This window comes from Actinomycetospora sp. NBRC 106378 (assembly GCF_030269685.1).
GTDB lineage: Bacteria > Actinomycetota > Actinomycetes > Mycobacteriales > Pseudonocardiaceae > Actinomycetospora.
The window spans coordinates 395,179-415,044 of sequence record NZ_BSTT01000001.1 but is presented as its reverse complement, the minus strand read 5'-3'; the positions used below and the strand labels follow the sequence as shown (position 1 = coordinate 415,044).

The 19,866-nt window shown below is 76.0% G+C and carries 16 protein-coding genes; 15 read left to right on the top strand and 1 reads right to left on the bottom strand.

Features of this window, described 5'->3' with window-relative positions; translation table 11 throughout:
* Positions 1–15: 15 nt before the first annotated feature.
* The 8 genes from eccCa to QSK00_RS01930 all read left to right on the top strand — a co-directional run bounded on the left by eccCa (position 16) and on the right by QSK00_RS01930 (position 10,053).
* Positions 16–4,020: a type VII secretion protein EccCa gene (gene eccCa / locus QSK00_RS01965; RefSeq protein WP_502871999.1), complete on the top strand. Its 4,005-nt coding sequence runs from the start codon at positions 16–18 to the stop codon at positions 4,018–4,020.
* On the top strand, positions 4,017–5,852 hold the full coding sequence (locus QSK00_RS01960) for a type VII secretion-associated protein (RefSeq protein ID WP_285586900.1): 1,836 nt from the start codon (positions 4,017–4,019) through the stop codon (positions 5,850–5,852). Before eccCa ends, QSK00_RS01960 begins: the two co-directional genes overlap by 4 nt.
* 94 nt (positions 5,853–5,946) lie before the next feature.
* Positions 5,947–6,258 (top strand): WXG100 family type VII secretion target, encoded by a 312-nt coding sequence (locus QSK00_RS01955; RefSeq protein ID WP_285586898.1) that lies wholly within the window; start codon positions 5,947–5,949, stop codon positions 6,256–6,258.
* Positions 6,259–6,270: 12 nt separating this feature from the next.
* On the top strand, positions 6,271–6,555 hold the full coding sequence (locus QSK00_RS01950) for a WXG100 family type VII secretion target (protein WP_285586897.1): 285 nt from the start codon (positions 6,271–6,273) through the stop codon (positions 6,553–6,555).
* Positions 6,556–6,723: 168 nt separating this feature from the next.
* The gene (gene rplM / locus QSK00_RS01945; protein WP_179795235.1) at positions 6,724–7,167 is read left to right on the top strand and encodes a 50S ribosomal protein L13; all 444 of its coding nucleotides are present in this window, start codon (positions 6,724–6,726) and stop codon (positions 7,165–7,167) included.
* Entirely contained in the window at positions 7,164–7,733 is a 570-nt protein-coding gene (gene rpsI, locus QSK00_RS01940; RefSeq protein ID WP_285586895.1) for a 30S ribosomal protein S9, read from the top strand. The genes rplM and rpsI overlap by 4 nt, the downstream gene beginning before the upstream one ends.
* Entirely contained in the window at positions 7,733–9,130 is a 1,398-nt protein-coding gene (gene glmM, locus QSK00_RS01935) for a phosphoglucosamine mutase (protein WP_285586893.1), read from the top strand. Before rpsI ends, glmM begins: the two co-directional genes overlap by 1 nt.
* Before the next feature lie 59 nt (positions 9,131–9,189).
* Positions 9,190–10,053: a WXG100 family type VII secretion target gene (locus QSK00_RS01930; protein WP_285586891.1), complete on the top strand. Its 864-nt coding sequence runs from the start codon at positions 9,190–9,192 to the stop codon at positions 10,051–10,053.
* A gap of 12 nt (positions 10,054–10,065) precedes the next feature.
* On the opposite strand, the gene QSK00_RS01925 is transcribed toward QSK00_RS01930, so the two are convergent.
* The gene (locus QSK00_RS01925) at positions 10,066–10,956 is read right to left on the bottom strand and encodes a dienelactone hydrolase family protein (protein ID WP_285586888.1); all 891 of its coding nucleotides are present in this window, start codon (positions 10,954–10,956) and stop codon (positions 10,066–10,068) included.
* 152 nt (positions 10,957–11,108) lie between these two features.
* On the opposite strand from QSK00_RS01925, the gene glmS reads away from it, so the two are divergent.
* From glmS to groL, 7 genes are all read left to right on the top strand, one after another.
* On the top strand, positions 11,109–12,977 hold the full coding sequence (gene glmS / locus QSK00_RS01920) for a glutamine--fructose-6-phosphate transaminase (isomerizing) (protein WP_285586886.1): 1,869 nt from the start codon (positions 11,109–11,111) through the stop codon (positions 12,975–12,977).
* A gap of 159 nt (positions 12,978–13,136) precedes the next feature.
* Positions 13,137–14,603 (top strand): NAD(P)H-hydrate dehydratase, encoded by a 1,467-nt coding sequence (locus tag QSK00_RS01915; RefSeq protein ID WP_285586882.1) that lies wholly within the window; start codon positions 13,137–13,139, stop codon positions 14,601–14,603.
* Positions 14,600–15,748: an alanine racemase gene (alr, locus tag QSK00_RS01910; protein WP_285586877.1), complete on the top strand. Its 1,149-nt coding sequence runs from the start codon at positions 14,600–14,602 to the stop codon at positions 15,746–15,748. The genes QSK00_RS01915 and alr overlap by 4 nt, the downstream gene beginning before the upstream one ends.
* Before the next feature lie 96 nt (positions 15,749–15,844).
* On the top strand, positions 15,845–17,023 hold the full coding sequence (locus QSK00_RS01905; protein WP_285586875.1) for an alpha/beta fold hydrolase: 1,179 nt from the start codon (positions 15,845–15,847) through the stop codon (positions 17,021–17,023).
* 56 nt (positions 17,024–17,079) lie between these two features.
* Complete coding sequence (gene rimI / locus QSK00_RS01900) at positions 17,080–17,604, top strand: ribosomal protein S18-alanine N-acetyltransferase (protein WP_502872007.1); 525 nt, start codon at positions 17,080–17,082, stop codon at positions 17,602–17,604.
* A 140-nt stretch (positions 17,605–17,744) separates the two neighbouring features.
* Positions 17,745–18,041, top strand: coding sequence for a co-chaperone GroES (gene groES / locus QSK00_RS01895; protein ID WP_018330959.1), 297 nt, complete (start codon positions 17,745–17,747; stop codon positions 18,039–18,041).
* Positions 18,042–18,130: 89 nt separating this feature from the next.
* Positions 18,131–19,759: a chaperonin GroEL gene (gene groL / locus QSK00_RS01890; RefSeq protein WP_285586872.1), complete on the top strand. Its 1,629-nt coding sequence runs from the start codon at positions 18,131–18,133 to the stop codon at positions 19,757–19,759.
* The last annotated feature ends 107 nt before the right edge of the window (positions 19,760–19,866 follow it).

Here is a 19,866-nt window from a genome sequence, read left to right as displayed (position 1 = left end):
GCGGAGGGGAGGGGCGTGGGCACGCAGGTCGTCCGGCGCGGGCCGCGCGAGGCCGCGCCCGCCATGCCCGGCGGCGAGCTCGCGCTCGAGGCGCCGCCCGAGGAACCGCGCCTCGCGCCCACCGGCCTGCTGCCGCGACTGCTGCCGGTGGTCATGGTGCTCGCCTCGGTGGGCTTCGTCGTGGTGCTCGGGATCGACAACCCGACGTCGTGGCTGTTCGGCGGCATGATCGCGCTGTCGACGCTCGGGATGGTCGCGGGCGGTTTCTCCCGCGGGGGCGCGCAACGGCGGGCCGAGGCCGACGCCGAGCGTGCGGACTACCTGCGCTACCTCGCCCAGGTCCGGCGCCGGACACGCGCGGTGGCCACCGACCAGCGGGCGAGCCTGGAGTGGACGCACCCCGACCCGGGCGCGCTGGTCACGCTGGCCCGCGGCCCCCGCACCTGGGAACGCCGCCCCGGCGACCCGGACTTCGCGCACGTGCGTGTGGGGCGCGGCGCGCAGCGCCTGGCCACGGCGCTCGTCCCGCCGCAGACCGGGCCGGTCGCCGACCTGGAGCCGGTGACGACGGCGGCCCTGCGACGCTTCGTGCGGGCCCATTCGGTGGTCGAGTCGCTCCCGACCGCGGTGTCGCTGCGCGCCTTCGCCGCCGTCGCGGTCACCGGCCCCGACGCGAGCCCCGTCGGCCGGGAGCGCCGCCTCGCGCTCGCGCGGGCCCTCGTCGCGCAGCTGGTCACGTTGCACTCCCCGGACGACCTGCGGCTCGCCGTCGTGACCGGCGGGCGCACCCGCGGCGACTGGGAGTGGGTCAAGTGGCTGCCGCACGTCGCGCATCCGCGGCTGCACGACGGGGCCGGGCCGGTGCGGATGATCGCCTCCTCGCTCGCCACCGTCCGGACGTGGCTCGCCCCCGAGCTCGCCGACCGGGCCCGCTTCAGCCGCGGCGCCGCACCGGCCGCGCCGCACGTCGTGGTGGTCTGCGACGGCGGCGTCGTCGCCGACGACCCCGCCGCCGGGGACGACCCCGCCGACGAGGGCCTCGTGGGCCTCACCCTGGTCGACCTTTCCGGGCGGCTCGACGCCCTGGTGGCCCGCCGGGGCCTGCGGCTCGTCGTCGCGCCCGACCCGGAGCGGCCGGACACGGACCGGATCGGCGCGGCCACCGACGTCGGGGTGGAGTGGTTCGGCCGGCCCGACGTGCTGCGCGAGCCGGAGGCGGAGGCCCTCGCCCGCCGCCTCGCGCCCTGCCGCACGCCGGCCTCCGCCCCCGAGGGCCCCGGGCCGACGACGCCGGGTCTGCTCGACCTGCTCGGCGTGCCCGGCACCCCGGACACCTTCGACGTCGGCGCCGCCTGGCGGCCCCGCGCCCCGCGCGAGCGCCTCCGCGTGCCGTTCGGGCTCGGGGAGGACGGCGAGCCGGTCGAGCTCGACCTCAAGGAGGCCGCCCAGGAGGGGATGGGGCCGCACGGGCTGTGCGTGGGCGCGACCGGGTCCGGCAAGTCCGAGCTGCTGCGCACCCTCGTCCTCGGCCTCATCACGACCCACTCCTCGGCCGCACTGAACCTCGTCCTGGTCGACTTCAAGGGTGGCGCGACGTTCGCCGGGCTGGCGGACGCGCCGCACGTCGCCGCCGTCATCACCAACCTCGCCGACGACCTCGCGCTCGTCGACCGCATGCAGGACGCCCTCGCGGGGGAGATGACCCGCCGTCAGGAACTGCTGCGCGCGGCGGGCAACCTCGCGAGCGTCGCCGACTACGAGCGGGCGCGGGAGCGCGGCGCCGACCTGACGCCGCTGCCCGCCCTCTTCGTGGTGGTCGACGAGTTCTCCGAGCTGCTGCACCAGAAGCCCGACCTGGCCGACCTGTTCACCGCGATCGGCCGGCTCGGCCGCTCCCTGCAGATCCACCTGCTGCTCGCCTCGCAGCGCGTCGACGAGGGCCGGCTGCGTGGTCTCGAGTCCCACCTGTCCTACCGGATCGGGCTGCGGACCTTCTCCGCCGCGGACTCGCGCGCCGTGCTCGGGGTCCCGGACGCGGCGTCGCTGCCCGCCGTGCCCGGCACCGGTTACCTGCGCTCGGACACCTCGACGATGGTGCGGTTCACCGCGGGCTACGTCTCCGGGCCGGTCCGGCGCCCGGGCGGGGCCCGCCGGCGGACCGCTCCCGCCGGGTCCCGACGGCGGGCCGTGCCCCGGCCCTTCCACGGCGGCTGGGTCGACCCGCCGGGCGGCCCCGTCGTCGTCCCGGCCGCGCCCGACCACGAGCCCGACGACGCCGCCCCGAGCGTGCTGGACACCGTCGTCGACCGGCTGCGCGACGCGGGCCCGCCCGCCCACGAGGTCTGGCTGCCGCCGCTCGCCGGGCCGGTCGGGCTGACCACGCTCCTCCCGCCGCTGCAGGACACCGACCGCGGCCGCCGGGCCCCCGGCTTCCCGGCCAACGGCACGCTGCGTCTGCCGCTCGGCCTCGTCGACCGGCCCTACGAACAGCGCCGGGAGGTGCTCTGGGCCGACCTGTCGGGCGCCGCGGGCCACGTCGGCGTGGCGGGCGGACCGCGGGCCGGCACCTCGACGCTGCTGCGGACGCTCGTCTGCTCGGCGGCGCTGACCCACACCCCCGACGAACTCGGCTTCCACGTCGTCGACCTCGGCGGCGGGACGCTCGCCGGGCTCGCCGGGCTCCCGCACGTCGGGACGGTCGCCGGGCACGGTGACACCGACCTGGTCCGCCGGGTCGTCGCCGAGGTCGCCGCGGTGGCCACGGCCCGCGAGCGCTGGTTCCGGGAGCGGGGCATCGACTCGGTGGCCGACCTGCGGGAGCGGCGGCGCCGTGGTGAGGACCTGCCCGACCCGTTCGGCGACCTCGTGCTCGTCGTCGACGGCTGGCACGCGTTCCGCGCCGACCACGAGGGTCTCGAGTCGACCGTGATCACCCTCGCGACGACGGGCCTGTCCTACGGCGTGCACGTCGCGATCGGCGTCGGGCGCTGGGCCGACCTCCGCCCGGCGCTGAAGGACCTGCTCGGGACCCGGATCGAGCTGCGGCTCGGCGACCCCGGCGAGTCCGAGGTCGACCGGCGGGTGGCGGCCGCGGTGCCGACCGGACGGCCGGGCCACGGCATCGCCCCCGACCGCAGCCACGTCCTCGTCGCGCTGCCCGAGCCCGACCTCGTGCCCGCCGTCGCCGCCGCGTGGCCGGGAGCGGGGCTGGCGCCGGTCGAGCTGCTGCCCGAGCGGGTCGACGTCGCCGCGCTCCCGGGCCCGGGGGAGGGCGAGCGCCACCTGCTGCCGATCGGGGTCGACGAGGACCGGCTCGCGCCCGTGCTGCTCGACGTCGCGGCGGACCCGCACCTGCTGGTCTACGCCGACGGCGAGTCGGGCAAGACGTCGTTCCTGCGGCTGCTCGCCCACCACGTCGTCACGCGGTACACGCCGGCCCAGGCCCGGCTGATGATCGTCGACCACCGCCGCGGGCTGCTCGGCGCCGTCGACTCCGAGCACCTCATCAGCTACACCTCGACCGCGGACGCCCTGACCGAGGCGATGACCGACCTCGTCGCGTCGCTGCGGCGCCGGCTCCCCGGCCCCGACGTCACCCCCGAGCAGCTGCGCACCCGCTCCTGGTGGACCGGTCCCGAGGTGTTCCTGCTCGTCGACGACTACGACCTGGTGGCCACCGCGACCGGCAACCCGCTCACCGCACTGCTCGACCTGCTCCCCCAGGCGAAGGACGTCGGCCTGCACGTGGTCGTGGCGCGGCGCGTCGGCGGCACGTCCCGCGCGATGTTCGAGCCGGTGCTCGCCCGGCTGCGCGAGCTCGCCACCCCGGGCCTCGTGGGCCACGGGAGCCGCGACGAGGGCCCGCTGGTCGGCACCGCCCGCCCGGGCCCGCGGCCGCCGGGACGCGCGGTCCTGGTGACCCGGCGCGGCGAGACCCTCGTCCAGCTCGCCTGGCGCGACCCGGAGACACCGGTCCGGCCGGTTCCCGCGGTTCCCGACGGCGGGGGTGGGGGCGCGTGAGCCGGCGGGTGGCCGTCGACCTCGGTGACACCACGGTCGTGACCGTCGTCGACCCGGGCGGCGGCGCCGACGCCGTGGAGCTCGAGCCGGACCTCGCAGCGGTCTTCGCCCCGGACGACGCCGCGCTGGTCACCGGCGGGGCCGCCCGTGCGCGGGCGGCCGCCGACCCGACCCGGCTGGAGCCCCGGCCCCGCCGGTGGATCGACGCCGACACCCTGCTGCTCGGCACGCGCACCGTCGGCGTCGTGGAGGCGCTCGGGGCCGTGCTCGCGGCCGCCGTCGACCGGGCCCGGTCGGCCCTGCGCGGGGAGCGGCCCGACCTCCTCGTGCTCACCCACCCGCCGTCGTGGGGTGCCCGCCGCCGCGAGGTGCTGCGCCGCGCGGGCGCGGGGCTCGCCGCCGAGCTGTCCCTGGTGGCCGAGCCCGTCGCGGCGGCCGCGCACGCCCGGTGGATGCGCCCCACCGGCCGCGGAGGACCCACCGCCCTGCTCGACGTCGGCGCCCGCGGGGCGGTCGCCGCCGTCGTGGACCCGGCCGGCGCGCTGCTCGCCCACCGCGCCGCCGACCGGTTCGGCGGGGACGACGCCGACGAGCTGGTCCTCGCCCACGTGCTCGCGGGCCTCACCGACGCCACCCCGGACGTGACGCGGGTGCGCGCGGTGGTCGACGGGGCGTCCCTGCCCGACCGGCGGCACCGCCAGGTGCTCGTCGAGGACGTGCGCGACGCCCGGGAACGGCTCTCCGGGTCCGAGCAGGCCGACGTCCCGCTGCCGGGCGCGGCGGGCACGGCCTGGTGCTCGCGCACCGAGCTGGAGGATCTCCTCCGGGAGCCGTGCGCGGGCCTCGTCGCCCTGCTCGCCGGCGTGCTCGACGAGGCCGGCGTGCCGGCGTCCCGGCTCGCGGACGTCCGCCTCGTCGGCGGGCTCGCGCGCACGCCCCTGCTGGCGACCCTGGTCCACCGTGAGCTCGGCGTGCCGCCGGTCGTCCCCGCCGACCCGCGCACCGTGGTCGCGCGCGGTGCGCTGCTGGCCGCCGCATCCGCCCCGGCCGTCGCCGCCCCGGCCCCCGCCCGGCCGGCGCTGCTCCCGGACTGGCCGGCGCCCGTCGCGGCACCGCCTCCCCCGGTGCGGGCGGTGGCGGTCGCAGCGCCCGCCCCGCCGGCGCCCCCGCCGACCCCCCGGCTCGATCCCGACGGCCCCACCGTGCGGATCGCCCACGAGCTCGTGCCCGCGGGCCGGCTCCCGGCCCGCGTCGAGACCCCCGAGGGCGGTCCGGCGAGCTGGAGCGCCCGGCGGCGGGCGGGCCTGGTGGCCGTGGCCACCGTGGCGGTCGTCGTCGTGATCCTGGTGGTGGCCGGGCTGCGCGGCGGTGACGGACCCACCGCCGGGGCGACGTCCCCGACCGTGGTGTCGGTGTTCGCGCACGCCTACGAGCTCCCGGCGGGGTGGACCACCGACGGTTCCGACGCCGAGTTCCGCCGCAGCCGCATCCGGCCGGTCGGTCAGCCGACGGGGCCGAACCTGATCGCGGTGCAGGAGAGCGCGCTCGCCTCCCCGGACGCGGCGGGCGCCCGCGCGCAACTGCTCGCGGGCTTCGAGGCGGCGCGGGCGGCCGGGGGAGGGGTGTCCGACCTGCAGCCCGAGACGACGTTCGCCGGGCGCGAGGCGGCGACCTACCGGCAGGTGCCGGTGCCCGGGACGACGGTGGACTGGGTCGTGCTCTTCCTCGGCCCCACCCAGCTCTCGGTGGGCTGTCGGCACGACGAGACCTCGCGCGACGCCGTGCTCGCGGCGTGCGAACGGGTCGTGGGGACGCTGCGCAGCCCGCCGTGAGCGCGGCCGGCACGACTTATGCGAAACCGCCCCCGCGGCCGCCGTCGGGATGACACCGTCGTCGGCAGGCAGCAGGTCGGCGGGAGGAGTTCGGATGGCGGGGCAGTTCGGGACCGAGACGCAGGTGATGCAGGGGGCGGGGCAGCACGTCCTCGAGGTGCGGGACCAGATCACCGCCCAGCTCGCGCAGCTGCGCGGGCAGCTGGTGCCCCTGGAGGCGAGCTGGCGGGGCGACGCGTCGACCGCCTTCACCACGCTGATGGCGCGCTGGAACGACGACGCGAACCGGATCAACGCCGCCCTCGGCGCCATCGCGGAGTCCGTGCAGGCCTCCGCCGTCGGCTACCGGGCCGCCGAGGACGAGGTCGCGACCTCGACCTCGCGCATCGGCCGGGCGCTGGACTGAGGGGGCACGGACGTGGACGAGATCCGGGTGACCTTCGGCGAGCTCTCCGCCGCCCAGCAGAACGTGACCGCCTCCGCGACCCGCATCCGGGGGCAGCTCGACGACCTCGAGCGGCGTCTCGCGCCGCTGGTCGCGAGCTGGACCGGTGCGGCCGCCGAGCAGTACCGGGCCCGGCAGCGGGAGATCGACACCGCCTGGGCCGACCTCGCGCAGGTCCTCGGCCTGATCGGGGGACGGCTCGGACAGGCCGAGCAGACCTACCGCGCGGTGGAGCAACGCAACGCCGCCCGGTACTGACGGGGGTGGGTGCCGGGCCGCTGCGGGCAGCCGCGTACTCTGAACAGTCGTTGCGCGGTGAACGTCTGCCGCGAAGGTGATGCAGCGTGTGGATTCCCTTCGGGACGACCGCCGCGAGTGTCACCACCTGACGTACCGACCCAGTATGACCGTGACGAGGTAGCTTCCGTGCGCACGTTCAGTCCGAAGCCCGGCGACATCGATCGCGCCTGGCACGTCATCGACGCCTCCGACGTCGTGCTCGGCCGGCTGGCCAGCCAGACCGCCCAGCTCCTGCGGGGCAAGCACAAGCCGACCTACGCCCCGCACGTCGACACCGGTGACTTCGTGGTGATCGTGAACGCGGAGAAGGTGGCCCTGACCGGGAACAAGCGGGACGACCGCTTCGTGTACCACCACAGCGGCTACCCGGGCGGGCTGAAGAAGCGCACCGTGGGCGAGGAGCTCGAGCGCTTCCCGGACCGCCTGGTCGAGAAGGCCATCAAGGGCATGCTGCCCAAGAACCGTCTGGGCCGGGCCATGGCGTCCAAGCTCAAGGTCTACGCGGGCCCCGAGCACCCGCACGCCGCCCAGCAGCCCGTTCCGTTCGAGATTCGACAGGTGAGCCAGTGACCACCCCCGACGACAACGTCGAGAACGAGACCGACTACGAGGTCACGTCCGAGGCGCCCGAAGGCGGGCAGTCGCTCGCCGAGGCCGCGGACCTGGACTCCGCCGACTTCGCCGAGAGCGACGACGAGCTGGGGGCCGAGGTCTTCGGCGACGCTCCGGCCCCGGTGTTCGCCTCGCTCGACCGTCCGATCCAGACCGTCGGCCGCCGCAAGAAGGCCGTGGTCCGCATCCGTCTGGTGCCGGGTACCGGCAAGCTGACGATGAACGGCAAGGCGTTCGACGAGTACTTCCCGAACAAGGTTCACCAGCAGCTCATCCGTGAGCCGCTGGTCGACACCGAGCGCACGGAGCAGTTCGACATCTTCGCGCGGTTGCACGGTGGCGGGACCTCCGGCCAGGCCGGCGCGCTGCGCCTGGCGATCGCCCGGGCCCTGATCATCGTCGACCCGGAGGACCGTCCCGGTCTGAAGAAGTCCGGCTTCCTCACCCGTGACGCGCGCGCCACGGAGCGCAAGAAGTACGGCCTGAAGAAGGCCCGGAAGGCCCCTCAGTACTCGAAGCGCTGATGGGTCGCCTGTTCGGGACCGACGGCGTCCGCGGCCTCGCGAACGCGGACCTCACCCCCGAGCTGGCGCTCTCCGTCGCGTCCGCTGCCGCCCGTGTGCTCGTCGAGCACGCGGGCGGTGTCGTGCGCGGGGCGAGCGCAGCGACGGGGGGCCGTCCGGTCGACGGGGCGGCGCGGCCGGTCGCGATCGTGGGCCGGGACCCGCGGGCCAGCGGCGAGATGCTCGAGGCCGCCGTGTGCGCCGGCCTCTCGGCGGCGGGCGCGGACGTCCGGCGGGTCGGCGTGCTGCCGACCCCGGCGGTCGCCCACCTCACCGCGACGCTCGGGGCCGACCTCGGCGTCATGATCTCCGCGTCGCACAACCCGATGCCCGACAACGGCATCAAGCTGTTCGCCGCGGGCGGGCACAAGCTGCCCGACGCGCTCGAGGACGACATCGAGGCGCACCTGGACCGGGTGACGCAGCCGGACCGTCGGCCGACCGGGCACGCGATCGGCCGGGTCACCGACGTGCCGGACGCCCTCGATCGCTACCTCGACCACCTGCTGGTGGCCACCCCGCACGCGCTCGACGGGCTCCACGTCGTCGTCGACTGCGCGCACGGAGCGGCCTCCCTCGCCGCCCCGCGGGCCTACGAGCGGGCCGGTGCCCGGGTGACGACGGTCGCCGCCGAGCCCGACGGCTGGAACATCAACGACGGCGTCGGCTCCACCCACCTCGACGGCCTGTCGAAGGCCGTCGTCGAGCACGGCGCCGACCTCGGCATCGCCCACGACGGCGACGCCGACCGGTGCCTCGCGGTGGCCGCCGACGGGTCGGTCGTCGACGGGGACCAGATCCTCGCCGTGCTCGCGCTGGCGTTGCACGCCGACGGCGAGCTCGCGGGCGACACCCTCGTCGCCACCGTGATGAGCAACCTCGGGCTGCACCTCGCGATGCAGGACGCCGGGATCGCGGTCCGCACGACGGCGGTGGGCGACCGCTACGTGCTGGAGGAGCTGCGGTCGGGCTCGTTCTCGCTCGGGGGCGAGCAGTCCGGGCACGTGGTGCTGCCCTCGCACGCCACGACCGGCGACGGCCTGCTCACCGCGCTGCGGCTGATGGCGCGCATGACCACCACCGGGCGCCCGCTCGCTGAGCTGGCCGGCGTGGTCGAGCGGCTGCCGCAGGTGCTGGTCAACGTGCCGGTCGCCGACAAGGCCGCGGTGGGCACGTCCTCGCAGGTGGCCGACGCGGTCGCCGCCGAGGAGGCCGCGCTGGCGGGCCGGGGCCGGGTGCTCCTGCGGCCGTCCGGCACCGAGCAGGTGGTGCGCGTGATGGTCGAGGCGCCCACCGAGGACACCGCCCGGGACGTCGCCGGACGCCTCGCGGGTCTGGTCGCGGGCGTCCGGGCCTAGGCCCCCCGCCGCCGGGGCCGGTGTGGGACCGGCCGACGCGGTGGGGGACCCTGGAGCCCGTGACACGGCGTGACGGCGGACGCGGGGGCGGACCGCTGTCCGCGGTCCCGCCACCACGGCGACTCGCGCAGCTGGGCGCGGACACCTCCGACGCCCTGCTCGCCGCGGGCGACGTCGCGATCGACCGGATCGCCGCCGCGCTGCCGGCCCGCGTGGCGCTGGCCGGGACCGCGGGGCTGCCCGCGCCGCCGGTCGACGTCGCCGGTCTGCGGGCGCGCCACGCCGCGCAGCGCGGCATCCGCTTCGCCGCGATCGCCGCGGGCGCCGAGGACCTGCGCCGTGCCGCCGACCGCGTCCGGGCCCGCCACCGCGCGCTGGCCGAGGAGGCGGGCACGCTGTGGGAGCGATGGTCCGGGCCGTCCGCCGAGGAGGTCGCCGACCGGGTGGTCGCCCTCGGACGGGCCGCGCAGGAGGTCGTCACGCTGCTCGCGGAGACCGCCGAGACCGTGGAGGCGGCCGGGCTCGCCGTCGCCGACGACGTCACCGACCGGGCGGCCGCCGCCCGGGCGCTCGGCGCGGGTGACCCGGGACCGCCGCCCGGACCCGGCGCGGTGCCCGCCGCCGCCCGCGCCTGGGCGGCCGCGCTCGACGCGCACCTGCAGCGCTACCTCGCGGTGGCCGACCGCACCGACGCGGCCATCGCGGAGACCTGGCGCGAGCTCGCCGACCGGCTCGGGATGCTGCGTCGCCTCTCCGGGGCCGCCGCCGACGTCGGCGAACCCGCCGCGGAGGGGGGTCTCCCCGCCGACCTGCTCGCCCTGCCGGAGATCCTGGCCGCCCTCGGTGGTCTCGGCGGAGCCGTGGCCGACGACGAGGACGACCCCGCGACGGACGGGTCGCTCCCGGGGGACGCGGAACGCTGACGGCAGGCGTGCCTAGACGGTCGACGACTCCCGGTAGACCCGCACGTCGGTGCCCTTCACCGCGCCGTCGACCACGTCGGCGTAGCGCTTCTCGTCGTTCAGGTGGTGGAGCAGGAACGCGGTGAGCAGGCCCTTCACCGTGGTCCCGACGCCGAGGTCGGCCTTGCCGTCGAGCACCAGGTCGCTCCAGTGCCTGCCCTCGACGATCCCGAGGTGGCTCGCCTTCTTGATCGTCCGCATGACCGACGGGCCCGCCCACGCGGCGGCGACCGGCTCGGTGCCCGCCGCCGGGGGCGCCACGAGGTCCTTGCCGAACGCGATGTGCAGTCCGGGGCGGTGGACCGCGCGGGCCGCGTCCTGGGCCGAGGGCCGGGACTCCGAGAGCGCGATCGTGGCGACCGCCTCGACCTGGCCGCGCGCCTCGGCGATCTCCGAGCCCGTCTCCCAGTACGGCTCGTTCGCGGCCTGGACGCGGGTGGCGTGGGCCGGGGCCGCGGCGGCGAGCACGGCGGCGGAGGCGCCCATGCCGTGACCGGCGAGGCCGAGCTTGCGCGGGTCGACGCTCACCGCGGCACCGCGGGTCGTGCCGCCGAGCCGCACGGTGGAGACGACGTCGAGCGCGGTGCGCAGGTCGTGCGCGAGCTTGCGGTGCGAGGCGAACGGGCCCCGCTCGGTGTCGGGCGCGGCCGCGACGATCCCCCACGACGCCAGGTGGCGCAGCAGGCCGAGGTAGCGCGACGCCGGGTTCAGCCAGTCGTGGCCGAACGCGACCGCGGGGAGCAGCTCACCCGCCGTCGGGGTGAAGACCACCCCGGGCAGGCCGACCAGCGCCAGCTCCCCCCGCAGCACCTGGTGCGGGCCCGGGCGCCCGAGCTCGGCGACGATCTGCTTCGCACTGGCCATGGCGCGGCACGGTAGTGCATCCCCACCGGCGCTGGCCTGCTGGAACACGCCGCTGACGGCTGGGTCACCCCCGGGGAGACGGAGCGCGGCGGAGCTCGACCGCGAAGGGCCGCCGGTCAAGGTCCACTTCGGTCCACCTACGCTCGGAGCCCGTGTGCGGCATCGTGGGTTACGTGGGCTGGCGCCCGGCACGCGACGTCCTGCTGGGCGGTCTGCGGCGGCTGGAGTACCGGGGATACGACTCGGCGGGCATCGCGACGGTGACCCCGGACGCCTCGACGGTGGAGGTCCACCGCGCGGCCGGGGCGCTCGACAACCTGGTGCGGGTCACCGACGCGAACCCCGAGGACGCCGAGCACCCGGCGCGGACCGGGATGGGCCACACCCGGTGGGCGACCCACGGCGGGCCGACCGACCGCAACGCCCACCCGCACCGCGACGCGACCGGCCGGGTGGCCGTGGTCCACAACGGGATCATCGAGAACTTCGTCGCGCTGCGCGCCGAGCTCGAGGACGCCGGCGTGGAACTCGCCAGCGACACCGACTCCGAGGTCGCGGCGCACCTCGTCGCCCGGGCCCTCGACGACGATCCCGACGCCGGCCTCACCGCCGCGGTCCGGCGGGTGGTCAACCGCCTCGAGGGCGCCTTCACGCTGGTGTTCACCGACGCCGCGCGGCCGGACGAGATCGTCGCCGCGCGCCGTTCGTCGCCGCTGGTCGTCGGCGTGGGCGACGGCGAGACCTTCGTGGCCTCCGACGTCGCCGCCTTCATCGACCACACCCGCGACGCCGTCGAGCTCGGGCAGGACCAGATCGTCACCCTGACCCGCGAGGGTGCGGTGGTCACCGACTTCCACGGCGACCTCGCCCCGACCCGCCCGTTCCACGTCGACTGGGACATCGCCGCCGCCGAGAAGGGCGGCCACGACTTCTTCATGTCGAAGGAGATCGAGGAGCAGCCGGCGGCGCTGGCGGACACCCTGCGCGGCCACCTCGTCGACGGCCGCATCGTCCTCGACGAGCAGCGCCTCTCCGACCAGGAGCTGCGCGACATCGACAAGGTGTTCGTCGTCGCCTGCGGCACCGCGTACCACGCGGGACTGCTGGCGAAGTACGCCATCGAGCACTGGTGCCGCATCCCGGTGGAGGTCGAGGTCGCGAGCGAGTTCCGCTACCGCGACCCGGTGCTCGACCGGTCCACGCTCGTCGTCGCGATCTCCCAGTCGGGCGAGACCGCCGACACCCTGGAGGCGGTCCGCCACGCCCGCGAGCAGAAGGCCCGCGTGCTCGCGATCTGCAACACCAACGGGGCGCAGATCCCGCGCGAGTCCGACGCCGTCCTCTACACCCACGCGGGCCCCGAGGTCGGTGTCGCGGCGACGAAGACCTTCACCTCGCAGGTCGTCGCCTGCTACCTCGTCGGGCTGGCGCTCGCGCAGAACCGCGGCACGAAGTACGCCGACGAGGTGGAGCGCGAGTACCACCAGCTCGTCGCCTCCGCCGACGCGGTGAAGAAGGTGCTGGCCTCGGCCGTCGAGCCGACGCGGGCGCTGGCGCGCGAGCTCGCCGACTCGAAGGCGGTGCTCTTCCTCGGCCGCCACGTGGGCTACCCGGTGGCCCTGGAGGGCGCGCTCAAGCTCAAGGAGCTCGCCTACATGCACGCCGAGGGCTTCGCGGCCGGCGAGCTCAAGCACGGGCCGATCGCCCTGATCGAGCAGGACCTCCCCGTCGTCGTCGTGATGCCGTCGCCGCGGGGCCGGGCGACCCTGCACGCCAAGCTGCTGTCGAACATCCGCGAGATCCAGGCGCGCGGGGCCCGCACCATCGTCATCGCGGAGCGGGGCGACGAGACGGTGCGCCCGTTCGCGAGCACCCTGATCGAGGTCCCGGTGGTGCCGACGCTGATCCAGCCGCTGGTCGCCACCGTGCCGCTGCAGGTCTTCTCCGCCGAGGTCGCCCGGGCCCGCGGTTACGACGTCGACAAACCGCGCAACCTGGCGAAGTCGGTGACCGTCGAGTAGGAGGTGCGCTGCGCGCAGGTGAGCACTCATCCGTGCTATGGCACGGAAAAGTGCTCACTCGCCAGGACACCTCGCGAGCCCATCGTGAGAGGCGCATGTGAGCACTTCTCCGCGTCGTAGCGCGGATGAGTGCTCACCAGGCGACCGGAGGGAGCCACCTTGTACGGCGTCTGGACGCCCGAGCAGGTGCAGGCCGCGGAGGAACCGGTGCTGGCCCGCACGCCCGAGGGGGCGCTCATGCGCCGCGCGGCGTACGGCGCGGCGCAGGTCGCGCTGCGGCTGCTCACCGAGCGCACGGGCGGAGCGTCCGGGCGGCGGGTCGTCGTCCTCGTCGGGGCGGGCAACAACGGCGGTGACGGGCTCTGGGCCGGGGTCGACCTGCGCCGCCGCGGGGTCGCCGTCACCGCGGTCCTGCTGAATCCCGACCGTGCCCACCCCGCCGGGCTCGAGGCGCTGCGGGCGTCCCGGGCACGGGTGCTGACCGAGGTGGAGCCGGCCGTGACCGCGATCGGCCGGGCCGACCTCGTCCTCGACGCGATCGTCGGGGTCTCGGCCCGCGGCGGCCTGCGTGACCCCGCGCCCGTGCTCGTCGGCGCGGCGACCGCCGCCGGGGTCCCCGTCCTCGCGATCGACACGCCGTCCGGGGTCGACCCGCTCACCGGGATCGCCCACGACGAGGCGGTCACCGCGGCGGCGACGGTCACCTTCGGCGCCCGCAAGCCGGTCCACGTGCTGAACCGCGCGCGCTGCGGACCGGTCACCCTCGTCGACATCGGGCTCGGCCCGGAGCTGGGCGACCCGCCGGTCAGGGTGCTCGAGGCCGCCGACGTCGGCGCCCGGTGGCCCGTGCCGGGACCCACCGACGACAAGTACACCCAGGGCGTCGTCGGGATCGCGGCCGGGAGCGCCACCTATCCGGGGGCCGCGGTCCTCGCCAGCGGCGCGGCGGCGCTCGCGACCAGCGGCATGGTCCGCTACGCCGGGTCCGCCGCCGACGAGGTCCGGGCCGCCTGGCCGGAGGTCGTCGCGACCGACCATGTCGCCGAGGCCGGGCGGGTGCAGGCCTGGGCGGTCGGTCCCGGACTGGGCACCGACGAGGCCGGGGCGGACACCCTGCGCCACGTGCTGGACGCCGGCGTCCCCGTGCTCGCCGACGCCGACGCGGTCACCCTGCTCGGCGCCGATGCCGACCTGCGGGCCCGCGCCGCCGCCACCACGATGCTCGTCACCCCGCACGCCGGGGAGTTCGCGCGCCTCGTCGCGTCGTTCGACGACCCGCCCGACCCGGCGGTCGACCGGGTCGGCGCTGCCCGCCGCGCCGCCGCCGAACTCGGGATCACCGTGCTGCTCAAGGGCAACGCCACGGTCGTCGCCGCCCCCGACGGGCGGGTGCTGGTCCACCCCGCGGGCTCCTCCTGGCTCGCGACGGCGGGCTCGGGCGACGTCCTGTCCGGCGTCGCGGGCGCGCTGCTCGCCGCCGGGCTCGACCCCCTCGACGCCGCCGGCTGCGCCGCCTTCGTGCACGCCCGCGCCGCCGAGCTGGGCGCGCGGGGCGCCCCCGTCCCGGCCTCGCACGTCCAGGCGGCCCTGCCCGAGGCCATCCGCTCGATCCGGGAGGCACCGTGAGCACGTCCGCCCGCGCGGAGGTCCGCGTCGACCTCGACGCGATCCGCCACAACGTCCGCCACCTCGCCGGGCTCGCCCGGGGCGCGGCGACGATGGCCGTGGTCAAGGCCGACGGCTACGGCCACGGCGCGGCCGACGTCGCCCGGACCGCGCTCGACGCCGGGGCGGGCTGGCTCGGGGTGTGCACCCTCGAGGAGGCCGCGCAGCTGCGGGCCGCCGGGATCACCGCCCCGGTCCTGTCGTGGCTGCACGTGCCGGACGAGGACTTCGCGCCCGCCGTCGCGACCGACGTGGACCTCGGCGTCGCCTCCCGCCGCCACCTCGCCGCCGTCGCCGCGGGTGCCCGCGCCGCAGGCCGGGCCGCCCGGGTGCACCTCAAGATCGACACCGGACTCTCGCGCAACGGCTGCGCGCCGCGCGACTGGGGTGACCTGCTGGAGGCGGTCGCCGACCACGTCGCGGCGGGTGAGGTCGAACCGGTCGCCGTGTGGACCCACCTCGCGCACGCCGACGCCCCCGCCCACCCGACGATCGACGTGCAGGCCGACCGGTTCGACGCCGCGCACGCCGCGGCGCGGACGCGGCTGGACCGGCCGCTGCTCGCGCACGTCGCGAACTCGGCCGCCACGCTGACCCGGCCCGACCTGCACCGCGACCTCGTCCGGCCCGGCATCGCCGTCTACGGCCTCGACCCGGTCGCGGGTCCCGGTGAACCGACCGCCCTGCGACCGGCGATGTCGCTGCGCAGCCGGGTGGCGCTGGTCAAGACCGTCGCGGCCGGGGAGGGCGTCTCCTACGGGCACATCTGGACCACGCCCACCGAGCGCACCCTCGCCCTCGTGCCGGTGGGCTACGCGGACGGCGTGCCCCGGCTGCTCGGGTCGACGGGGAAGCTCACGGTGGGCATCGGCGGCGTCCGCCGGCCCGTCGTCGGGCGGGTGTGCATGGACCAGGTGGTGGTCGACCTCGGCCCGAGCGACGCCGCGCACGGCGTGGTCGAGGGCGACGAGGTGCTGCTCTTCGGCGACGGGAGCGACGGCGGGCCGACCGCCGCGGAGTGGGCGGACCTGCTCGGGACCATCCACTACGAGATCGTCACCGGCGTCGGCGGTCGGCCACGGCTGCGCCGGACCGTGGTGGGCTGAGCGACTTCCGGGGTGAATCGGGCGCGGACGTGGTAGAGACCCAGTCATGACGACGGCGGCGGCGCGCTCGACGGGCGGCGCGATGAGCGACGACCGATGAGCGAGGACCGGCGGCACACCGGCGGGATCATCGGGGCGATCGCCGGCACGGTGCTCGGCGGCGCGGCCGCGGTGGGCGCGGTCGGTGCCGGGCGCGCCCGGTCCCGGGTCGTGCGCACGCGGGCCGAGCTCGAGGAGTCCGAGTCCGCCCATCCGTCGCAGCTGGGCATGCTCCCGCGGGGCCGCGAGTCGTCGGTCGCGGCCGACGACGGGACGCGGCTGGCGGTGGAGGAGATCGAGCCCGTGACGCCGGGCGCGCGGCCGGAGCTCACCGTGGTCCTCGTCCACGGGTTCGCCCTCGACCGCCGCTGCTGGCACTACCAGCGCCGGATGCTCGCGGGCCTCACCGACCCGGCCGTCCGGGTCGTCCTCTACGACCAGCGCCGCCACGGCCGTTCCGGCCAGTGCTCGGCCCGCGCGTGCACCATCGCGCAGCTCGGCGCCGACCTCGACGCGGTCATCCGCACCGTCGCCCCGGAGGGCGACCTCGTCCTGGTCGGGCACTCCATGGGCGGCATGACGATCATGGCGCTCGCCGAACGCCACCCGGCCCTGTTCCGGGAACGGGTGCTCGGCGTCGCCCTCGTGTCCACCTCGGCCGGCGACGTCGGCACCGTGGGCCTGCAGCGCGCCGTGCTCTCGCACCGCAACCCGACCGTCAACGTCCTCGGCCGGCTCGCACACTGGCGCCCCGAGACCGTCGACCGCATCCGCCGCCTCGGCGGGAACGTCATGTGGGCGGCGGTGCAGCGCTTCTCGTTCGGCGATCCCGACGTCGACCCGGCCGTGGTCGACCTCGTCGACTCCACGATCGCCGCCACGCCCCTGGCGGTCCTGACCTCGTTCGCGAACACGCTCTCCACCCACGACCGCAAGGCCGCCCTGCGGGGGCTCTCCGAGTGCGAGGTGCTGGTGGCCGCCGGCACCGAGGACGTGATGATCCCGTACGCGCACTCCGAGGTGATCGCGGCGGAGCTCCCGCGCGCGGAACTGCTCCGGCTCGAGGGTGCGGGGCACATGGCGATGCTCGAGCAGCCCGGCGAGTTCGACGCGGCCCTGCTCGAGCTCCTGCGCCGCTGCACCCACCGCAGCCAGGTGCTGCGACGGCTGCGCCCGCAGGAGACCGGATCGGTGTCCCGCCGCTCGCGGCTGCGCCGACCCCGACGGCGGGCGTGACCGGGTCGGGGGCCGCCGGCGACGACCCCGACCCCCATGGCAGGAAAGCGTCGTTGCTGTCGTCCGGTGGCAGCAACGACGCTTTCCTGCCACGGGGGGAGGTCGTCCTCGACGCCCTGACCCCCGCCGACGCGGTCGCGTGCGCCCACCTGGAGGCGGTGCTCTTCCCGGGCGACGACCCGTGGAGCGCGGCGGCGTTCCGGTCGGAGCTGCACGCCGGGCACCCCTACGTCGCCGCCCGCGCCGGCGGTGAGCTGGTGGGGTACGCCGGGATCGCCCTGCTGCCCGCGCCCGCCTTCTCCCGCGAGCCGGCCGAGGCCGAGGTGCACACGATCGGGGTGGACCCGACGGTGCAGGGACACGGGGTGGGCCGCCGGTTGCTGCGCGCGTTGCTCGGCCACGCCGACGCGATCGGTGCGGTCACCTACCTCGAGGTGCGCACCGACAACGGGCCCGCGCTGGCGCTCTACCGCTCCGAGGGCTTCGAGGTGGTGGGCACGCGGCGGCGCTACTACGCGAGCGGGGCGGACGCGCACACCATGCGCCGGAGCGCGGCGACGCACCCGCACGACCCTCGTTGATGGATTGGCACTCGCGGCGGTAGAGTGCCAAATCGAACGGCACCGGAGCCGGCTCGGCACCCGCGACGACGGGTCGATTCCGGGGCGCCGTCACCCCACCCATCCAGTACAGCTGGACCCCAGATCGTGGAGGTCATCCCGTGGCGAGCGTGAACATCAAGCCGCTCGAGGACAAGCTCGTGGTGCAGGCTTCCGAGGCCGAGACCACGACCGCGTCCGGCATCGTCATCCCGGACACCGCGAAGGAGAAGCCCCAGGAGGGCAAGGTCCTCGCGGTGGGCCCGGGCCGGGTCGACGACAACGGCAACCGCATCCCGCTCGACGTCGCGGTCGGCGACGTCGTCATCTTCTCGAAGTACGGCGGCACCGAGGTCAAGTACAACGGCGAGGACTACCTGATCCTGTCGTCGCGTGACGTCCTGGCGGTCGTCAACTAGAGCGCTGCAGGCTCCCGCCACCGCCCCGGTGATCCCGACAGTCCGGGGTCCCGGGGCGGTGGTGTGTCCGCAGTGAGGAAGGACAGGTAGTGCCCAAGCAGATCACGTTCGACGAGACCGCCCGCCGTGCCCTCGAGCGCGGCGTCGACCAGCTGGCGGCGGCGGTGAAGGTGACCCTCGGTCCGCGGGGGCGCCACGTCGTGCTGGACAAGAAGTTCGGTGGCCCGACGATCACCAACGACGGTGTCACCATCGCCCGCGAGATCGAGCTCGACGACCCGTTCGAGAACCTCGGCGTGCAGCTGGCGAAGACCGCGGCCACCAAGACCAACGACGTCGCCGGTGACGGCACGACGACGGCCACGGTGCTGGCCCAGGCGCTCGTCGCCGAGGGCCTGCGCAACCTCGCGGCCGGGGCGAGCCCGATGGGCATCGGCGCCGGCATGGCCGCCGCCGCGGAGAAGGTGACCGAGGTGCTGCGCGAGCGGGCCACCCCGGTCGACGGCAAGCGCGGCATCGCCGCCGTCGGTGCGGTCGCCTCGCGCGACCAGGAGATCGGCGACCTCATCGGCGAGGCCATGGAGCGGGTCGGCGAGGACGGCGTCATCACGATCGAGGAGTCCTCGACGCTGGCGACCGAGCTCGAGGTGACCGAGGGGCTGCAGTTCGACAAGGGCTACCTCTCGCCCTACTTCGTCACCGACGGCGAGTCGATGGAGGCCGTGCTGGAGGACGCGCACGTTCTGCTGCACCGCGAGAAGATCTCCTCGATCCAGGAGCTCCTCCCGCTGCTGGAGAAGGTCGTCGAGTCCGGCAAGCCGCTGCTGATCGTGGCGGAGGACCTCGAGGGCGAGGCGCTGTCGACCATCGTCGTCAACGCCATCCGCAAGACGCTGCGCATCTGCGCGGTCAAGGCGCCCTTCTTCGGGGACCGCCGCAAGGCGTTCCTCGACGACCTCGCGGCCGCCACCGGCGCGACGGTGATCAACCCCGAGATCGGTCTCAAGCTCTCCGAGGCCGGCCTCGACGCGCTGGGCACCGTCCGGCGTGCCGTGGTCACCAAGGACGCCACCACGCTGGTCGAGGGCGGGGGCGACAAGGCCGCCGTGCAGGGCCGCGTGGCGACGATCCGTCGCGAGATCGAGGAGACCGACTCCGACTGGGACCGCGAGAAGCTGCAGGAGCGGCTGGCGAAGCTCGCCGGCGGCGTCGCGGTCATCAAGGTCGGCGCGGCCACCGAGACCGAGCTCAAGGAGCGCAAGCACCGCATCGAGGACGCGGTGGCGGCGACCCGGGCCGCGGTCGAGGAGGGCATCGTGCCCGGCGGCGGTGCGGCCCTGCTGCACGCGTCGGCGGAGCTCGAGGGCGGCCTCGGCCGTACCGGGGACGAGGCCACGGGCGTCGCGCTCGTGCGTCGTGCCCTCTCGGCGCCGCTGAAGGCCATCGCGGCCAACGCGGGGCTCGAGGGCGCCGTGGTGGCGGCCAAGGTCGCCGCCGGCGGCTGGGAGACCGGCTACGACGCCGCGAGCGAGACCTACGGCGACCTCATGGCCGCCGGCATCATCGACCCGGTCAAGGTCACGCGCTCCGCCCTGGAGAACGCGGTCTCGATCGCGCGCATGGTGCTGACGACCGAGTCCGCGGTCGTCGACAAGCCCGAGGAGGAGGCGCCCGCCGCCGCCGGTGGCCACGGCCACGGGCACGGCCACGGACACTGAGTCCGGCTGACGTCGGGAACGACGAACGGCCCGGTCGCCCCCTCGCGGGGGCGGCCGGGCCGTTCCGTGTCCGTGGGGCGGAACGAAGGAACGGCACTCCCGCGTAC

Coding starts and splice junctions, on each gene's coding strand:
- QSK00_RS01905 (WP_285586875.1), top strand. CDS start 15,845: ATGAGCGAGGACCGGCGGCACACCGGCGGGATCATCGGGGCGATCGCC.
- QSK00_RS01955 (WP_285586898.1), top strand. CDS start 5,947: ATGGCGGGGCAGTTCGGGACCGAGACGCAGGTGATGCAGGGGGCGGGG.
- glmM (WP_285586893.1), top strand. CDS start 7,733: ATGGGTCGCCTGTTCGGGACCGACGGCGTCCGCGGCCTCGCGAACGCG.
- QSK00_RS01925 (WP_285586888.1), bottom strand. CDS start 10,956: ATGGCCAGTGCGAAGCAGATCGTCGCCGAGCTCGGGCGCCCGGGCCCG.